Origin of the sequence: Streptomyces solicamelliae (genome assembly GCF_045348655.1) — a bacterium.
Classification (GTDB): Bacteria; Actinomycetota; Actinomycetes; order Streptomycetales; family Streptomycetaceae; genus Streptomyces; species Streptomyces solicamelliae.
The window spans coordinates 1,487,155-1,503,383 of the sequence record NZ_CP160404.1 but is presented as its reverse complement, the minus strand read 5'-3'; the positions used below and the strand labels follow the sequence as shown (position 1 = coordinate 1,503,383).

Genomic DNA, 16,229 nt, shown 5'->3' with positions numbered 1-16,229 from the left:
GGCAGGCGGGCAAGGCAGGCGCGGGGCGGGCCGGGGCGTGCCCCGCCGCGCGTCCTACCGGGTCAGGAACGCCAGCCGGGCCTTCTTCTCCGGGATGAACACCTCCGGCAGGTCCACCTCCGGCAGCACGACCTCCGGCCCCACCTCGAACCCGGCCCGGGCGAGTCGGGCGATCGCCTTCTCGTTGGCGGCGTCCGGGTCGGCCACGAGCCGGGTGCGGCCGGTCAGGGCGTACGTGGTCAGGGCCGTGAGCAGGTTCGCGGTGAAGCCGGGCCGCGGGGCGTCGCTCGGGGCGAGCAGGAAGTGCACGCCGAGGTCGCCGGGGCGCGCCTCGTAGCACTCCGAGACGCGGTCGGCCTCCGGCTCGTACGTCTGGAACAGCGCGACGGGCTCGCCGTCCAGGCGGGCCAGGAAGCCGTGGTGGGTGTCGAGCGAGTCCAGGTGCGCGTAGATCTCCCGGACCTGGTCGACGGTGGTCTCCTTCATGCCCCAGAAGCGGGCCCGCTCGTTCGCGACCCAGCCGTGGATCAGCGCGGCGTCGCGGTCGGGGTCGACGCGCTCGACACGGACCGTGCCGAAGCCGTCGACGGCCTGCTCGTACTCGTACTCGTGCTCAGTGGTCGCGGTCATGGTGCTCCCTCTTCAGGCGGGTCCAGTCGGTGACGACGGGGGTGAGTTCGCCGCGCAGCCACAGCGGCAGCTGGTCGCGGTGGTGGGGGTCGCCGGGCACACCGGACGCGCCGAACGGCACGATCCACAGGGAGCGTTCGCGGTCCGCGAGGTCCCAGACGTAGCGGGCCGCCGAGGCCCGCGCGGAGCGGTCGGTCCAGCCGGGCACGCTGGACGTCGACAGCACGCAGTCGTGGTCGCCGGAGAGGCCGGGCCACTGCGCGTCGTCCTCGTCCGGCAGCGCCTGCCAGGGAGCGAGCCGGTGCGTCACGCCCCATGCCGGGGGCGTCTCGCCGGCCGCGATCTCCTCCAGGGCCTCGCGCACGATCCGCGCCATGTCCCCGGCCGGGACCGGCCCGGCGACCAGCAGGGTCTCCAGGGCGTACGCGACGCGCGGCCCGAGCGCCAGCCAGGGCGCGAACACCGCCGGGTACGGGGCGGGTTCGCGCAGCGGCCGGAACGCCTCGTGCGCGGCGGTGCGGCGGACGACGGCGCCGCGGACGGCCGCGTACAGCCCGGCGTCCGCGCTGTCGGCGTCCATCCGCCGGTCCCAGGCGAGCAGCCGCTCCCGTACGGCCGCGGCGGCCGGCGGGAGCGCGGCCGGGTCCGCGGCGCGCACGGCGTCGAGGAGCCGGGCGGCGGACGGGTTGTCGGTGTCGCGGTGGACGGCGGCCGTCGCGGCGGGCGTCCAGCCCGCCCCGGCCGACAGCAGCGCGTCGATCCGCGCGGCGCGGTGCGGCGGGGCGAACTCCACGCCCAGCGGGGCCGCGAGGCCCCGGGCGTTGGCCATCACGGCGTGGCCCTCGACCGCGGCGCGCGGCAGCGGCGCCGGCTCCGCCTCCCAGGCGTGCCGGGCGTCCCAGGCGGGCACCACCCGCAGCGAGTTGGCCCGGTCGCGCACCGGCACGTGCCCGGCGACCCGGTGCAGCAGCCCGCCCTCGGTGTCGGCCGCCTGCACGACGTTCACCGGCTCGACCCACCCGTCGAGCGCCCGGTCCACGTCCCCGACGCTCCGCGCCGCGAGCAACGCCGGCAACGCGGAGAACCCGAGCTCCCCGGTCACCCGCGGCGGATACCGCAGACTGAGCGCCGCGCCGCCCACGGCCGGCCCGCGTCCCGCTCCGACCTCGCCCGCGCCGACTCCGGTCGGTGCGCCGCTCGTACTCGTCTCCGCCGGGCGGTCGCCCGCGTCGCCGCCGGGCAGGCCGTGGTCCGCGTCCGCTGCGACCGGGCCGTTGCCCGGGTCTGGCTCCGCCGGGGCGTCACCGGCGCCGATCCCGTCCGCGTCGGCCTCCTCCGGACCCCCCGCGATCACCGGGCCCCGCTCCGTCTCGATCACCTCGACCTCGACCGGCTCGCCGCCCGCGACCTCCACCGTCTCGGTGTGCACCGTCGCCGGGTGCCAGCCGGTCGGGCCGAGGGCCTCGACGCCGCCGTCCGCCGTGCGGCGCAGGCGTTCGCGGTAGACGTCCTGGTAGTCGGCCATGGCGTTGGTGATGGCCCAGGCGGCCGTGCCCGTGTGGCCGAAGTGGGGGAGGCCGGGGATGCCGGGGACGGCGAGGCCGACCACGTCGTACTCCGGGCAGGACAGGCGGATCTGCTGGTAGACGCCGGGGTCCTCGATGAAGCGGTGCGGGTCGCCCGCGATCAGCGCCGCGCCGCTCGCGGTGCGCTCGCCGGCGACCACCCAGCCGTTGGAGCCGGCCGTGCCGGGACCGTCCGTGGCGAACAGCTCCGTCCACTCCGCGCCGAGCCGCGTCGCGACCTCCTCGCGCCACAGCTTGGTCGGGAAGCCGGCGAACAGGATGTGCGTGGACAGCCACACCGCCAGCGGCGTCCACGGCTCCCACCGCCCCGGTACGAGCCCGGTCGCGGCGAACTCCGGTGCACGGGCGGCCCCTTCGGCGAGGCCCGCGCCGACGCCGTCGGCGTACGCGCGCAGCCAGTCCGCGGTCTCCGGGTCCCGCTCGTCCAGCCGGTCGAAGCAGCGGCGCGCGGTGTCCGCGAGCCGCACGCGGCGCGCGAAGACGTCCCAGTCGACGGACTCCGGGCCCAGGAACGCGGCCGAGGTCCCCAGCGCCCGGCACCGCTCGACCTCCAGCTGCCAGGCCCGGTCGACCGCGGTCACCCGTCCCTGCGCGAAGGCGAGTTCGCGCGGGTCGCCGGCCCGCAGATGCGGAATGCCCCGGGCGTCCCGGTAGACCTCGATACTCACGCTCGCCCCGATCTCTCTTAGGTTAGGCTGGCCTAAATTAAGTCACGACCGCCCGGGAAGCAATCCGGGCGTCGAGGGGGAGGAGACCCGGGTGGGGCAGGGCCATGGCTGGGAGGGCGTCGTCCTCAAGCTGTTCCGCGGCAAGGACTTCACGTTCACCGTGACCGGCGCGGAGCAGGTCACCGAGCACTACCGCCGGGTGCGGATGACCGACGGCGGGCTGCTCGCCGCCGCCGGCGTCCACCCCACGATGTGGGTCCGGCTCTGGTTCGAGAACAACGGGAAACCGCACCAGCGCGGCTACACCCTCGTCGACCCGGACCCGGCCGCCGGCACCTTCTCCGTGGAGTTCGCCCTGCACGACGGGCCCGCGAGCACCTGGGCCGAGCGCTGCGCCCCCGGCGACACCATCGAGGCCACCCTCCAGGGCACCGGCTTCACCGCCCCCGAACCGGGACCGAGCCGGCTCTTCCTGATCGGCGACCCGGCCTCGCTGCCCGCGATCAACTCCCTGCTCGACGCCCTCCCGGACGTCCCCGCCACGCTCTGGTTCGAGACCAGCCGCCCCGACCACGACGACCTGCCCGTACGGCTCGACGCGGACCGCCACGAACTGCGCCGGGTGCCGCGCCGCGACGGCGGCGCGGGCCTCGTCGAGCGGGTCCGCGCCGAACTGCCCGCCCTGCTGGCCGCCGAGCCCCACCCGTACGTCTGGATCGCCTGCGACACCGCGACCACCCGCACCCTCTCCGCGTACACACGCAAGGAACTCGGCGTGGCCAAGGACCGCGTGCACGCGCTCGGGTACTGGCGGCCGTAGCGCACACAGCGGCCGTCGCCGCCGAAGTACGCGTCCAGGACGGTCACCTTCGAGACGTTCCCGTCCTCGTCGGTGACCGTGGCACGCAGGCGAGGCTCTTCCCGCCGCCCCCGAGGTTCTCCCCGGCGGGCCCGGTCGAAGTGCAGGGGGGTGGGGGCGCCGCCACGGAGAGCACCGCGGCCGCGCAGGCGGCCGCGGCGACGGGGGAGTGGTACCGGGCTCCGTTCCTTCTCTGCAACTGTCCTCCTGCTCAAGGGCGTTCGCGTGTCCGAGGCTCGCTGCCCCGTGGCTGTTGTTGCCCGGAGGGGGGGAGAAGGGTTTCTGGTCTGCGTGGGAACAGTGGTGCAGGCGAATCGAATATGGGCGCGGAAACCACCCTTTGGGGTGAACTCACCCCAGGTGTCTCCCCGTTCACTCTTCGTACGTAAGGATTCCCCTGTCTCAAGTCGCCGAGGCCGCACCGACCCGCCGTCCCCGCGGTGAGCGGCCGGCGACGCCATGTCTCCTTGGGGGTTTCACCACCTTGAACAGCAACGCCTTCCGCATGCCCGCACGCCGTACCGCCGCCGCCGCGACCGTCGCCGCGCTGGCCGTCGGTCCTGTCGTCCTCGCCGCGCCCACGGCGCACGCCACCGGCGGCGGGAGCGGCGAGGGGCGTGCGAGCGCCGTCGTCCTGCGGACCGGCCTCGACGTCTCCCTGCTCGACAAGACGCTGCAGGTGCCGCTGAAGACCTCCCTCAACGAGGTGCAGGCCCCGGCCAGCGCGGACAGGACCGCGCTCACCGTGGAACTCGAAGGCGTCGACCGGGGGAAGCCGTTCAGCGTGCTGCGCGCCGACGTCGCCACCGCCCGGGCGACGGTCGACGCGAAGAAGGCGGAGGGGTACGCGAACCTCGCCAAGGCACGGCTGCACGTGCCCGGACTGCCGCTGCTGTCCCTGATCGAGGTCGAGAAGGTCACGTCCAAGGCGGTCTGCGAGACGGGGAGGCAGCCGGTCGCCGAGTCGAACGTGCTGGGCCATGTCACCGTGCTCGGCCGCAAGACCAGGCTGACGAGCGGCGGTACGACGCGGGTGGCCGTGCCCGGGGTCGGCGAGGTCACCCTCGACCTGTCCAGGACGTCCACCACCTCGCGTACCGCCGCGGCGACCGCACTGCAGCTGAAGGTCGCGGTGAACCCGCTGAAGCTGAACGTGGCCGAGGTGAACGGCGAGGTGACGCTCGCCGAGGCGACGTGCGAGACCCCGAAGGCGGCGGAGCCGAGTGCGCCGGCGGAGCCGAGCAAGGCGGCGGAGCCGGCCGAGAAGCCCGACGGCACGGGGATCTCGACGCAGAGCGGGGGCGGCGAGGACCTCGCCGAGACCGGTGGCAGCGCCATGACGCCGTACCTGGCCGGCGGCGGTCTCGCCCTGCTCCTCGCGGGCGGCGCGGCCGTGGCCGTGACGCGGGCGCGCCGGAGCGGTACGGGCGCCTGACGTCGTCGGGCGGCCGCCCGACGCCTGATGGTGTCGGGCGGCCGCTCCTCAGCCGCTCGCCGAGCCCGCCATGACCAGGGCCTGGTCCAGGGCCTGGAGGAAGCGGTTCGTCGTCGGTCTGTCCCGGACCGCGAGCCGCAGCCAGTCGTGGTCCAGGCCCGGGAAGGTGTCGCCGCGGCGGGCGGCGAAGCCCAGGTCGCGCAGCCTGCGGCGGACCACGTCCGCGCGGTCCACCCGGATCAGCACGAACGGCCCCTCCGCCGCCGTCACCGCCCGTACCTCGTCGAACTCCGCGAGCCCGGCGAGCAGATGGGCCCGCTCCACCGCGATCCGGCCCGCCGCGTGCTCCGCCTCCGCGAGCGCCGCGCGCGACATGCACGCCTCCGCCGCCACCAGCGCCGGCGCCGACACCGGCCACAGCGGCTGCGCGTGCCCCAGCGTCGCGATCGTCTCCGGGGCGGCCAGCACGTAACCGATCCGCAGCCCCGCCAGACCCCAGGTCTTCGTCAGGCTGCGCAGCACCACGAGCCCCGGTACGTCCGTCCGCCCCGCCAGCGCCTCCCGCTCACCCGGCACCGCGTCCATGAACGCCTCGTCGACCACCAGTGTCCGCCCCGGCCGGGCCAGCGCGGCGATGGTCTCCGCCGGATGCAGCACCGACGTCGGGTTCGTCGGGTTGCCGATCATCACCAGATCCGCGTCCTCCGGCACCGCCGCCGGATCCAGCCGGAAACCGTCCGCCTCCCGCAGCAGCACCCGGCCCACTTCGTGGCCCGCGTCCCGCAGCGCCGCCTCCGGCTCGGTGAACTGCGGGTGCACCACCACCGGCTGGCGCACCGGCAGCGCCCGTGCCAGCAGCACGAACGCCTCGGCCGCGCCCGCCGTCAGCAGCACCCGCTCGGCCGGCACGTCGTGCCGCTCCGCCACCGCGGCGCGCGCCGCCCGCGGGTCCGGATAGGCGGCCAGGTCGAACAGGGAGGCCGCGATGCGCTCGCGGAGCCAGTCCGGCGGCGTGTTCGTCCGGACGTTGACCGCGAGGTCGATCAGCTTCTCGTCCCGGACCTCGGCGTCACCGTGGTGCCGCAGGTCGTGGACATCTGTGTGGGTATACATGGCCGCCGTGGGGTGAGTGGGGGGTGGACGGCGGTCCGTGGGTTGCGGACCGCCGGTGGAGCCGAGGGGACAGGTCCCGTAACTCCTCGCTGGATCCGTGCGTCTCGGCGGAACGCTCCCGGACTCGGGGTGTCCGCCCGCGCGCGGTGTGCACGACGGGCGCGCCGGGTGCGCTCTCACCACCGCTGTACCCGCGTCGCTCCGACAACAACCGTGCGCCCAGGGCGCCTTCGTACGAAACAGCGGGCATGACCGGCGCATTCGGGGCGCACCGGGCGATCGCACACGTCGCGCGTGCGCCCCGCGCCCCGTCCGTACGCGACGTCCGCTTCGGTACGAGCAGCAGACCGCCCGGCCCCGCGGCCGCCAGCGCCGCCGCCTCGGCCACCGACGGCGTCCCGGCCGCCGCGGCCACGGCCGCCGAGGGGTGCGGCACCGCGATCCGCGCCAGCCGCTCGGCCGTGAACACCCGCAGCGGCAGCCCCAGGCGGGCCGCCGCGCCCACCACGCCCGGCTCGTCCGCCTTCCCGGCGACCGTCGCCAGCGCCACGAGCCGGCCCGCCCCCGGGCCCGCCGCCCGCAGACACTCCGTCACCAGCCCCGCCACCTCGTCCACGGACACGCCACGGCGCGCCCCCACGCCGGCGACGATGTGCGCCGGACGCCGTCCATCCGATAGCAAAGGCCCATGGCCGTACTCGTCGCGCTCGGCGCGTTCCTGATGACGCTCGTCGGCGGCTGGACCGCGCAGCGCGTCACCGACCGCCGTCACCTCGTGCTCGGCCTGGCCGGCGGCCTGATGCTCGGCGTCGTCGGTCTCGATCTGCTGCCGGAGGCCCTGGAGGCCGCGGGCGACGAGGTCTTCGGCGTGCCCAAGGCGCTGCTGCTGTTCGTCGGCGGCTTCCTCTTCGCCCACGCCGTGGAACGACTTCTCGCCGTCCGCCGGGCGGCGCACGGTCTGGAGGCGGGGGAGCGGGTCCCGCAGGTGGGACTCACCGCGGCCGCGGCCATGGTCGTGCACAGCCTGATGGACGGCATCGCGCTCGGCGCCGCGTTCCAGGTCGGCGGCGGCATGGGCATCGCCGTCGCGCTCGCCGTCATCAGCCACGACTTCGCCGACGGCTTCAACACGTACACGATCACCAGCCTGTACGGGAACGCCCGCCGCCGGGCCGTCGCCATGCTGGTCGCGGACGCGGTCGCGCCGGTCGTCGGCGCCGCGTCCACCCTGCTGTTCACTCTTCCGGAGGAACTTCTCGGCGGCTATCTCGGCTTCTTCGGCGGCGCGCTGCTCTACCTCGCCGCCGCCGAGATCCTGCCCGAGGCCCACCACGAACACCCGGCGCTCTCCACCCTGCTGTGCACGGTGGCGGGCGTGGGCTTCATCTGGCTCGTGGTGGGCCTGGCGGGCTGAACTCAACGGCAGGCCTCCACGAACCGCAGCGCGGTCTGCGGCGCGCCCGCCCAGTGCGTGTGCACGTAACTGGCGTGCACGCCCTGCTGCACGAAGCCCTCCACCCGCCGCTCCGGCTGCCGCAGCCCCCACGCGGGCGCCGCGCCCGCGCCCGGCTCGATGACCGTCCGGTGGAACTCGTGCCCGCGCATCCGCGTACCGGCCGCGGCCAGGGAACTGTCGCCGATCGCCACGGCGTCCCGGTAGCCGAGCGTCAGCCGCTCGGACATCCGCGCGTCGGCGTCGAGAACACCGCACATGGGGTGCCCGTCCAGCGACCGCGCGAGGTACAGCAGCCCCGCGCACTCGGCCGCGATCGGCGCGCCGGAGGCGGCGAGCTCGGCGACGGCCTTGCGGAGGGGTTCGTTGGCGGACAGCTGCTCGCCGTACACCTCGGGAAAGCCACCGCCTATGACGAGGCCGCTCGTCCCCTCGGGGAGGGCTTCGTCGCGGAGGGGATCGAAGGCGACGACCTCCGCGCCGGCTGCTTCCAGCAGCTCCGTGTGCTCGGCGTACGAGAACGTGAACGCGGCCCCGCCGGCGACGGCGACGACGGGACCACCGGCGAGCGGCCGCCCGACAACCTCAGCCGACCACGGCGCGACGCGCAGATCCGGCGCACTCCGCGCAAGGGCCAGAAGCGCGTCCAGGTCGCACCCCTGGAGCACCTGCTCCGCCTGCGCCGCGACAGCGGCCACGGCCTGCGACTGCCGCTCGGCAACCGGCACCAACCCTAGATGCCGCGACGGCGTCGCAACGGCGGGCGCGCGTCGCAGCACGCCGAGGACCGGCACCCCCGACTCCCCGAGCGCCTCCCGCAGCAGATGCTCGTGCCGGTCCGACGCGACCTTGTTGAGGATCACGCCCCCGATCCGCACCTCCGGGTCCCAGGACGCGAAGCCGTGCACCAGCGCCGCCACCGACCTCGACTGCGACGAGGCGTCGACCACCAGGACCACCGGGGCCTTCAGGAGCTTCGCCACCTGCGCGGTGGAGGCCAGTTCGCCCTGGTCGGCGGCCCCGTCGTACAGCCCCATCACGCCCTCGACGACGGCCAGGTCGCAGCCCTGCGCGCCGTGAGCGAAGAGCGGCGCGACGAGGTCCGTCCCGCACATGTACGCGTCGAGGTTGCGGCCCGGCCGGCCGGTGGCCAGCGCGTGGTACCCCGGGTCGATGTAGTCCGGGCCGACCTTGTGCGGGGACACCGCGAGACCACGGCCGGCGAACGCGGCCATCAGGCCGGTCGCGACCGTGGTCTTGCCCGCGCCGGACGACGGCGCGGCGATGACGAGACGTGCTACCACTCGATGCCCCGCTGCCCCTTCTGACCGGCGTCCATCGGGTGCTTGACCTTGGACATGTCGGTCACCAGGTCCGCGAAGTCCAGCAGTTCCTGCGGGGCGTTGCGGCCGGTGATGACGACGTGCTGCTGACCGGGCCGGTCGCGCAGCACCTCGACGACCTCCTTGACGTCGATCCAGCCCCAGTGCAGCAGGTACGCGAACTCGTCGAGGACGTAGAACTTGTACCTCTCCTCGGCCAGGTCCCGCTTGACCTGCTCCCAGCCCTCGCGGGCCTTGTCCTCGTGGGACTGCTCGCCCTCGGCGACCTCGCGCTGGATCCAGGACCAGCCCTCGCCCATCTTGTTCCAGGTGACCGTGCCGCCCTTGCAGGTCTCGCCGAGGGCCTTCAGCGCGTTCTCCTCGCCGACCTTCCACTTCGCCGACTTGACGAACTGGAACACCCCGATCGGCCAGCCCTGGTTCCAGGCGCGCAGCGCCATGCCGAACGCGGCGGTCGACTTCCCCTTGCCGACGCCGGTGTGCACCATCACCAGCGCGCGGTTACGGCGCTGGCGGGTGGTGAGACCGTCGTCGGGGATGACGGTCGGCTGTCCCTGCGGCATTACGCGGCCCTCCTGGTGGCGTTGGCGCTCTCTGCTTGTACGTTCCTGACGAGCCCGGCGATGGAGTCGGCGCGCAACTCGTCCAAGGTGACGGCGGTGCCGCCGAGTTCGCGGGCGAGGTGCCCGGCGAGGCCGAGCCGGACCGGCCCGGTCTCGCAGTCCACGACGACGCTGGCGGTGCCCTCGGCGGCGTGCAGCCGCGCGGCGCGGGTGGCGAGGGCCAGCGGGTCGGCGCCGCCGCCGGTGGCCCGGCCGTCGGTCACGACGACGAGCAGCGGGCGGCGGGACGGGTCGCGCAACCGCTCGACGCGCAGCACGTCGTGGGCCTTCAGCAGCCCGGCGGAGAGCGGGGTGCGGCCGCCGGTCGGGAGCTGTTCGAGCCGGGCCGCCGCAGCGTCCACGGACGAGGTCGGCGGCAGCGCGACCTCGGCGCCGCGGCCGCGGAAGGTGATCAGGCCGACCTTGTCGCGGCGCTGGTACGCGTCGAGGAGCAGCGAGAGCACGGCGCCCTTGACGGCGCTCATGCGCTGCCGGGCGGCCATGGAGCCGGAGGCGTCCACGGCGAAGAGGACGAGGTTGCCCTCGCGGCCCTCGCGGGTCGCCTGCCGCAGGTCGTCGCGCCGGACGACGAGGCCCGGGCCGGAGCGGCCGCGCGCCTTCTGGTGCGGGGCGGCGGCGGTGACGGTGGCGGTGAGGTGGAGCTTGGTCAGCGTGCCGCGGGGGCGGGTCGCGCCGGTCGTCCGCCCGTGCGCGGTACGCGCCCGGGAGCGGCGGCCGGCGGCGCCCTCGCCGAGGCCGGGGACGCTCAGCATCTTCGTACGGAACGGCTCGGCGGCCTTCACGGCGGCGCGGTCACCGGCACCGGGCCCGCCGGGCGCGGGGGCCTGGGCAGGCGCGTCGGCCGGTGCGGGGCTCTCGGGGGCGGCGTCGGGGCCTTCGCCCTGCGGGGGAACGCCCCCGCCGCCGGGTCCGCCGTCGCCGGGCCCGTCCGGATCGGGATCGGGCTCGTCGTCGTCCTTGAACTGCTCCAGGGTCTCGTCGAGCTTGTCCTCGTCGAGGCCCGGGGCGTCGAACGGGTTGCGTCGCCGGCGGTGCGGAAGCGCGAGCAGCGCGGCCTGCCGTACGTCGTCGGAGGTCACCTCGGTCCGCCCCGCCCAGGCGGCGAGGGCGGTCGCGGTGCGGGCCATGACGATGTCGGCGCGCATGCCGTCGACCTCGAACGCGGCGCAGGTCGCGGCGATCTGGAGCAGCGCGGCGTCCCCGAGCACGACCTGCGGCAGCAGGGCGCGCGCGGCGACGATCCGGTCCCGCAGCGCGGCCTCCTCGTCCGCCCAGCGGGCGGCGAACACGGCCGGGTCGTCCTCGAACGCCAGCCGCCGGCGCACCACTTCGACCCGCTGCTCGGGCTCGCGCGAGGCGGCGACCTCGACGGTGAGCCCGAAGCGGTCGAGCAACTGCGGCCGCAGCTCGCCCTCCTCGGGGTTCATCGTCCCCACGAGCAGGAACCGTGCGGCGTGCCGCACGGACACGCCCTCGCGCTCGACGTAGGAGGACCCCATGGCGGCGGCGTCGAGCAGCAGATCGATCAGGTGGTCATGCAGCAGGTTGACCTCGTCGACGTAGAGGATCCCCCGGTGCGCGTCGGCCAGCAGCCCCGGCTCGAACGCCTTCACCCCGTCCGCGAGCGCCTTCTCGATGTCCAGCGCCCCGACGAGCCGGTCCTCGGACGCGCCGACGGGGAGCTCGACCATGCGCGCGGCGCGGGAGCCGGAAGCGTCCCCCTGGTGCGGCCCGTCGGGACACCCCGGATCGGGCGCCCCCGGATCACAGCTGAACCGGCACCCGGCGACGACCGGTACCGCCGGCAGCAGATCGGCGAGCGCCCGCACGGCGGTCGACTTGGCGGTCCCCTTCTCGCCCCGCACGAGCACCCCGCCCACGGCGGGGCTGACGGCGTTCAGCAGCAGCGCGAGACGTAGATCGTCCATGCCGACGACGGCCGTGAACGGGTAGCGGGTGCTCATCGGGTGATCGCTCCTTCGCGGTGGGCGTCGAGTACGAAGTGGGTGCGGGGGGCGGAGGGTCGGATGCGGTCGGCGGGCGCGGCGGGCCGTGCGCCTGCGGCGGGCTCTTGCCCCACCCCGCCCCTCCCCGTGACCAGGGGCCCCGCCCCTGGACCCCGCCGGGGCCGAACAGGCAGGCACCACGCCGGGGCGGTGCCCGGCGCGCGCCCCGCCCCCCGGCCCGCAGCCGCCCCCCGGGCCGTCCTCACGGCGCCCCCGGCGGCACGAACGGCAGGCCCTCGGGCGGGCCCTGCTCGATCAGCCGCAGGAGTGCGTCCGTGTCCGCGTGTTCCTCGATCAGGTCGCCGAGGCGGTCCAGCTGGTCCTCCCGCAGCGCGCCGAACGACGTGTCCGGGGCCGGGACGAAGCGGCGGCCAGCGGCCGCCGCGACCTCGCGGAGGAAAGCGCGGCGGAAGCCGTCGCTCTCCAGCGAGCCGTGCCAGTGCGTGCCCCACACCGCGCCCACCCGGCAGCCGTCCAGGAACGGCTCCCCGCCCTGTACGTCCGCGACGCCGTGGTGGATCTCGTAGCCCTCGACGCGCTCGCCGAGCGCCTCGCCGACCGGGCGGGCCAGGGTCTTCTCCACCGCGAAGCGGACCTGTACGGGCAGCAGCCCGAGCCCGGCCACGCTGCCCGCCTTGGACTCGACCTCGTCCTCGATGTGCTCCGACAGGGCTTGGAAGCCGCCGCAGATGCCGAGGACCGGCCGGCCCTCCGCCGCGCGCCGCGCGAGCGCGTCCGCGAGGCCCCGCTCCCGCAGCCAGGCCAGCGCCTTCACAGTCCCGCGCGTCCCCGGTACGACGACCAGGTCCGCGTCGACGAGCTCCTCCGCGCGGTCCACGAACCGCACCACCACGCCCGGCTCGGCCGCCAGCGCGTCCACGTCCGTGAAGTTGGACATCAGCGGGACCGCGCACACCGCGACCCGCAGCACGTCCTCGCCGACCGGCGGCGCGACGACCGACTCCCGCACCGCGCCGCGCAGCGAGACCCGCAGGCCGTCCTCCTCGTCGATGCCGAGCCCGTGCGCGTACGGCAGGACGCCGAGGGTCCGCCGCCCGGTCAGGCCGTGCAGCATGTCGAGCCCCGGTTCCAGCAGCGTCACGTCGCCGCGGAACTTGTTCACCAGGTATCCGGCGATCAGCCGCTGGTCCTCCGGCGCGAGCAGCGCCGTCGTGCCGAAGAACTGGGCGAACACCCCGCCCCGGTCGATGTCCCCGACGACCACCACCGGCAGCTCCGCCGCCCGCGCGATGCCCATGTTGACGATGTCCGTGCGCCGCAGGTTGATCTCGGCGGGGCTGCCCGCGCCCTCGCAGATCACCGCGTCGTACGTGCTCCGCAGCTCATCCAGGCAGGCGAGCACCGGCTCGAACAGCTCCTTCTGCCGGCCCCCGTGGTACCCGCGGGCGCTCAGTTCGCCGACCGGCCTGCCCATCAGCACGACCTGGCTGGACCGGTCGCTCCCGGGCTTCAGCAGCACCGGGTTCATCAGCGCGGTCGGCTCGACCCGCGCCGCCTGCGCCTGCATGGCCTGCGCCCGGCCGATCTCCGCGCCCTCCCGGGTCACGAAGGAGTTCAGGGACATGTTCTGTCCCTTGAACGGCGCGACCTTGATCCCCTGCCGGACCAGCCAGCGGCAGATGCCGGCCGTGACGACGCTCTTGCCCGCGTCGGACGTGGTCCCGGCGACCAGCAGCCCCCCGCCTCTCATGCACCCCTCCGCTTCATCGCGTTCACGATCATCCGGCCGCCCACACAGACCCCCAGCGTCAGTGCCGTCACCCGGCGCGACAGCGTCACCGCCCGCTCGATGTCGGCGACCGCCACCGCCCGTCCCGCCCCGTTGAGCACCGGCCGGTGCTCGACCCGGCCGCCGTACGCGAGCGTGCCCCCGAGACGTACCCCGAGCGCCCCCGCGAACGACGCCTCCACCGGGCCCGCGTTGGGGCTCGGGTGCTTCGCCGCGTCCGCGCGCCAGGCGCGGACCGCGCCGCGCGGGTCGCCGCCGGCGGCGACGGCGAGCGCCGCGGTCAGCCGGGCGCCGGGCCAGCCGGCCAGGTCGTCGAGCCGCGCCGAGGCCCAGCCGAACCGGCGGTACCGCGGCGACTTGTGGCCGACCATCGCGTCCAGGGTGTTCACCGCGCGGAAGCCGACGAGGCCCGGCACGCCCGCCACCGCACCCCAGACCAGCGCGCCCACCACCGCGTCGGAGGTGTTCTCGGCGACCGACTCCACGACCGCGCGGGCCATCGCCGGACCGTCCAGGGACTGCGGGTCGCGGCCGCACAGATGCGGCAGCCGCTCGCGGGCGACGTCCAGGTCGCCGGCGGCGAGTGCGCCGCCGATGGCGCGGGCCTCCCGGCCCAGGGTGGTGCCGCCGACGACGGCCCAGACGGAGGCGGCGGTCAGCGCCACGGACGCGGCGCCCCGGCCTCGTACGGCCCGGGCCGCGAGCGCCCCCGCGGCGGCCGCGCCGCCCGCGCAGACGGCGGTGTGCAGCGCGCCCCAGCCGCGGTGGTCGCGCCAGAGCAGCCGCTCGACCGCTCCGGCGGCGCGGCCGAAAGCGGCGACGGGGTGGCCCCGGCGGGGGTCGCCCAGGGCGAGATCGGCCACCAGACCGGCGGTGGCGCCGTACGCGTAGACAGCTGTGGCTGTGCTGCGGCCAGGCATGGCGCATTGTCCTCACTCAGGGTCCGCGCCCTGGCTCGACGTGACCGGCGGCGAGAGTTCCTGGCTCCCGGGGGACTGTCTCGTACCCCGGTCACAGTGGCGGGACCGCGCCGGATTCGCACCGGGCTTCCTCTTCGTTGCCGCCGTAATGGCCCCGTGAGTCCACCACGCCCCGCGAACAGCCGTCAACTCACCCTTGACCTGCGACGGGTCACTGTGCGAAGCACCACAGACACGACGGCCGGGCGGGCCGCACCCGAAGGTGCGGCCCGCCCGGCCGGTGGTTCCCGGATCGTCAGGCGACGATCAGATAGATGCCGTACGCGACGGCCGCCGCGCACAGTGCGAAGCAGGCGTACGCGCCGGTGCGCGCCAGGGTGGCGGAGCCGCCCTGCGCGGCGGCCTGCTCCTGCTTGGAGAGGCCGACGACGCCGAGGGTGAAGAGGCCCACGAGGGCGACGGTCGCCACGAGGCTGACTCCGAAGACGGAGCCGAGAGCTGCCCAGTCGATCTTCATGTCGTTCGTTCCTTACACCGCGGCGGCGGAGGCCGGGGGAGCTGCCGGGTCCGTGGGGGCCGGCGTGGGGATGGTGGTCTTGAGGCCCTCGTCCGCGACGGCGGCGACGGAGCCGGCCGGCGGCGGGGTGACGGCGGCGATGGCCGTGGTGACGACGCCCGCGGGCTCGTCGTCGACGTCGTTGACGTTGGTGTGGTCGACGACCTGGCGGCGGGAGATGACCCAGATGGCCAGGCAGGAGGTGATCAGGAAGGCCGTGACGGCGGCCACGCCCCAGTCGCCCTGGCGGGCGACGTACTCGGCGCCGGCGCCGACCAGCGCCGCGGCCGGAAGGGTCAGGCCCCAGGCCACGAACATCCGGGTGGCCGTCGACCAGCGGACGACACCGCCCTTGCGGCCCAGACCCGCGCCCATGACGGCGCCGGAGCAGGAGTGCGTGGTGGAGAGGGAGAAGCCCAGGTGGGAGGAGGCCAGGATGACCGTGGCCGCGCTGGTCTGGGCGGCGAAGCCCTGCTTCGGCTCGAGGTCCGTCAGGCCCTTGCCCATCGTGCGGATGATGCGCCAGCCGCCGAGGTAGGTGCCGAGCGCGATCGCCAGACCGGCGGAGACGATGACCCAGACCGGCGGGTTGGAGCCGGGGGCGAGGACGCCGCCGGCGACCAGGGCGAGGGTGATGATGCCCATCGTCTTCTGCGCGTCGTTGGTGCCGTGCGCGAGGGAGACGAGACCGGCGGACGCGATCTGGCCGGCCCGGTAGCCCTTCTCCGTCGTCTTGCCGCCGGCGTTCCGGTCGAGCCGGTACGAGAGGCGGGTGGCGAACATCGCGGCGAGGCCGGCGACCAGCGGGGCGGCGATGGCCGGGAGGAGGACCTTCGTGAGGACGACGTCGCCGTTGACGCCGCTGACGCCGATCGAGGCGACGGTCGCGCCGATGAGGCCGCCCATCAGGGCGTGGGAGGAGCTGGACGGCAGGCCGACCAGCCAGGTCACCAGGTTCCAGAGGATGGCGCCGACGAGTGCCGCGAGGATGACTTCCGGTTGGATGCCCTCCTCGTTGACGAGTCCCTTGGAGATCGTGTTGGCGACCTCGACGGACAGGAAGGCGCCGACGAGGTTCAGCACGGCGGACATGGCCACCGCCGTCTTCGGCTTGAGTGCACCGGTCGAGATGGTGGTGGCCATCGCGTTCGCGGTGTCGTGGAAACCGTTCGTGAAATCGAACACGAGAGCTGTCACGACCACAATGGCGAGCAGCAGCGTGATGTGTTCCATTTACCCAGGCAATCGTTTGACGTCAGTGGCTGGTTGAACGTAGGCAACCTGGGT

The 16,229-nt window shown here is 74.9% G+C and carries 14 protein-coding genes and 1 riboswitch; of the genes, 3 read left to right on the top strand and 11 right to left on the bottom strand.

Annotated features, from left to right (window positions below):
- Window positions 1-54: 54 nt before the first annotated feature.
- Both ABZO31_RS06960 and ABZO31_RS06955 read right to left on the bottom strand, forming a co-directional pair.
- Window positions 55-630 (bottom strand): GNAT family N-acetyltransferase, encoded by a 576-nt coding sequence (locus ABZO31_RS06960; protein WP_406860177.1) that lies wholly within the window; start codon window positions 628-630, stop codon window positions 55-57.
- Window positions 614-2,884 (bottom strand): penicillin acylase family protein, encoded by a 2,271-nt coding sequence (locus tag ABZO31_RS06955; RefSeq protein ID WP_406860176.1) that lies wholly within the window; start codon window positions 2,882-2,884, stop codon window positions 614-616. The genes ABZO31_RS06960 and ABZO31_RS06955 overlap by 17 nt, the downstream gene beginning before the upstream one ends.
- A 91-nt stretch (window positions 2,885-2,975) precedes the next feature.
- Here ABZO31_RS06955 and ABZO31_RS06950 point away from each other — a divergent pair, with 91 nt between their 5' ends.
- Both ABZO31_RS06950 and ABZO31_RS06945 read left to right on the top strand, forming a co-directional pair.
- Window positions 2,976-3,704, top strand: coding sequence for a siderophore-interacting protein (locus ABZO31_RS06950; protein WP_406860175.1), 729 nt, complete (start codon window positions 2,976-2,978; stop codon window positions 3,702-3,704).
- Between the two features lie 523 nt (window positions 3,705-4,227).
- Window positions 4,228-5,178, top strand: a complete 951-nt coding sequence (locus tag ABZO31_RS06945) for an SCO1860 family LAETG-anchored protein (RefSeq protein WP_406860174.1) — start codon at window positions 4,228-4,230, stop codon at window positions 5,176-5,178.
- Window positions 5,179-5,226: 48 nt separating this feature from the next.
- Here the strand turns inward: ABZO31_RS06945 and cobC are convergent, their stop codons facing one another.
- On the bottom strand, window positions 5,227-6,291 hold the full coding sequence (gene cobC, locus ABZO31_RS06940) for an Rv2231c family pyridoxal phosphate-dependent protein CobC (protein WP_406860173.1): 1,065 nt from the start codon (window positions 6,289-6,291) through the stop codon (window positions 5,227-5,229).
- Window positions 6,248-6,886, bottom strand: a complete 639-nt coding sequence (locus ABZO31_RS06935) for a cobalamin biosynthesis protein (protein WP_406865276.1) — start codon at window positions 6,884-6,886, stop codon at window positions 6,248-6,250. The genes cobC and ABZO31_RS06935 overlap by 44 nt, the downstream gene beginning before the upstream one ends.
- 93 nt (window positions 6,887-6,979) lie before the next feature.
- Here ABZO31_RS06935 and ABZO31_RS06930 point away from each other — a divergent pair, with 93 nt between their 5' ends.
- Window positions 6,980-7,705: a ZIP family metal transporter gene (locus ABZO31_RS06930; RefSeq protein WP_406860172.1), complete on the top strand. Its 726-nt coding sequence runs from the start codon at window positions 6,980-6,982 to the stop codon at window positions 7,703-7,705.
- 2 nt (window positions 7,706-7,707) lie between these two features.
- Here ABZO31_RS06930 and ABZO31_RS06925 read toward each other — a convergent pair whose 3' ends face one another.
- The 7 genes from ABZO31_RS06925 to ABZO31_RS06895 all read right to left on the bottom strand — a co-directional run bounded on the left by ABZO31_RS06925 (window position 7,708) and on the right by ABZO31_RS06895 (window position 16,175).
- A complete protein-coding gene (locus ABZO31_RS06925; RefSeq protein WP_406860171.1) occupies window positions 7,708-9,048 on the bottom strand; it encodes a cobyrinate a,c-diamide synthase in 1,341 nt (446 codons plus the stop codon).
- Complete coding sequence (cobO, locus tag ABZO31_RS06920) at window positions 9,042-9,650, bottom strand: cob(I)yrinic acid a,c-diamide adenosyltransferase (protein ID WP_406860170.1); 609 nt, start codon at window positions 9,648-9,650, stop codon at window positions 9,042-9,044. Before cobO ends, ABZO31_RS06925 begins: the two co-directional genes overlap by 7 nt.
- Window positions 9,650-11,674 (bottom strand): putative cobaltochelatase, encoded by a 2,025-nt coding sequence (locus tag ABZO31_RS06915; RefSeq protein WP_406860169.1) that lies wholly within the window; start codon window positions 11,672-11,674, stop codon window positions 9,650-9,652. The genes cobO and ABZO31_RS06915 overlap by 1 nt, the downstream gene beginning before the upstream one ends.
- A 244-nt stretch (window positions 11,675-11,918) precedes the next feature.
- A complete protein-coding gene (locus ABZO31_RS06910) occupies window positions 11,919-13,427 on the bottom strand; it encodes a cobyric acid synthase (protein WP_406860168.1) in 1,509 nt (502 codons plus the stop codon).
- Window positions 13,424-14,386, bottom strand: coding sequence for a cobalamin biosynthesis protein (locus ABZO31_RS06905; protein ID WP_406860167.1), 963 nt, complete (start codon window positions 14,384-14,386; stop codon window positions 13,424-13,426). Before ABZO31_RS06905 ends, ABZO31_RS06910 begins: the two co-directional genes overlap by 4 nt.
- 31 nt (window positions 14,387-14,417) lie before the next feature.
- A riboswitch (cobalamin riboswitch) is annotated at window positions 14,418-14,546 on the bottom strand.
- Between the two features lie 135 nt (window positions 14,547-14,681).
- On the bottom strand, window positions 14,682-14,903 hold the full coding sequence (locus tag ABZO31_RS06900) for a hypothetical protein (RefSeq protein WP_406860166.1): 222 nt from the start codon (window positions 14,901-14,903) through the stop codon (window positions 14,682-14,684).
- Between the two features lie 12 nt (window positions 14,904-14,915).
- Window positions 14,916-16,175, bottom strand: a complete 1,260-nt coding sequence (locus ABZO31_RS06895; RefSeq protein WP_406860165.1) for an inorganic phosphate transporter — start codon at window positions 16,173-16,175, stop codon at window positions 14,916-14,918.
- Window positions 16,176-16,229: the final 54 nt, after the last annotated feature.

What these genes read in the sequence shown, in the direction of transcription:
- ABZO31_RS06960 (WP_406860177.1), bottom strand. Translation starts at nt 630, where the DNA reads ATGACCGCGACCACTGAGCACGAGTACGAGTACGAGCAGGCCGTCGAC.
- cobC (WP_406860173.1), bottom strand. Translation starts at nt 6,291, where the DNA reads ATGTATACCCACACAGATGTCCACGACCTGCGGCACCACGGTGACGCC.
- ABZO31_RS06930 (WP_406860172.1), top strand. Translation starts at nt 6,980, where the DNA reads ATGGCCGTACTCGTCGCGCTCGGCGCGTTCCTGATGACGCTCGTCGGC.
- cobO (WP_406860170.1), bottom strand. Translation starts at nt 9,650, where the DNA reads ATGCCGCAGGGACAGCCGACCGTCATCCCCGACGACGGTCTCACCACC.
- ABZO31_RS06915 (WP_406860169.1), bottom strand. Translation starts at nt 11,674, where the DNA reads ATGAGCACCCGCTACCCGTTCACGGCCGTCGTCGGCATGGACGATCTA.
- ABZO31_RS06910 (WP_406860168.1), bottom strand. Translation starts at nt 13,427, where the DNA reads ATGAGAGGCGGGGGGCTGCTGGTCGCCGGGACCACGTCCGACGCGGGC.
- ABZO31_RS06905 (WP_406860167.1), bottom strand. Translation starts at nt 14,386, where the DNA reads ATGCCTGGCCGCAGCACAGCCACAGCTGTCTACGCGTACGGCGCCACC.
- ABZO31_RS06900 (WP_406860166.1), bottom strand. Translation starts at nt 14,903, where the DNA reads ATGAAGATCGACTGGGCAGCTCTCGGCTCCGTCTTCGGAGTCAGCCTC.
- ABZO31_RS06895 (WP_406860165.1), bottom strand. Translation starts at nt 16,175, where the DNA reads ATGGAACACATCACGCTGCTGCTCGCCATTGTGGTCGTGACAGCTCTC.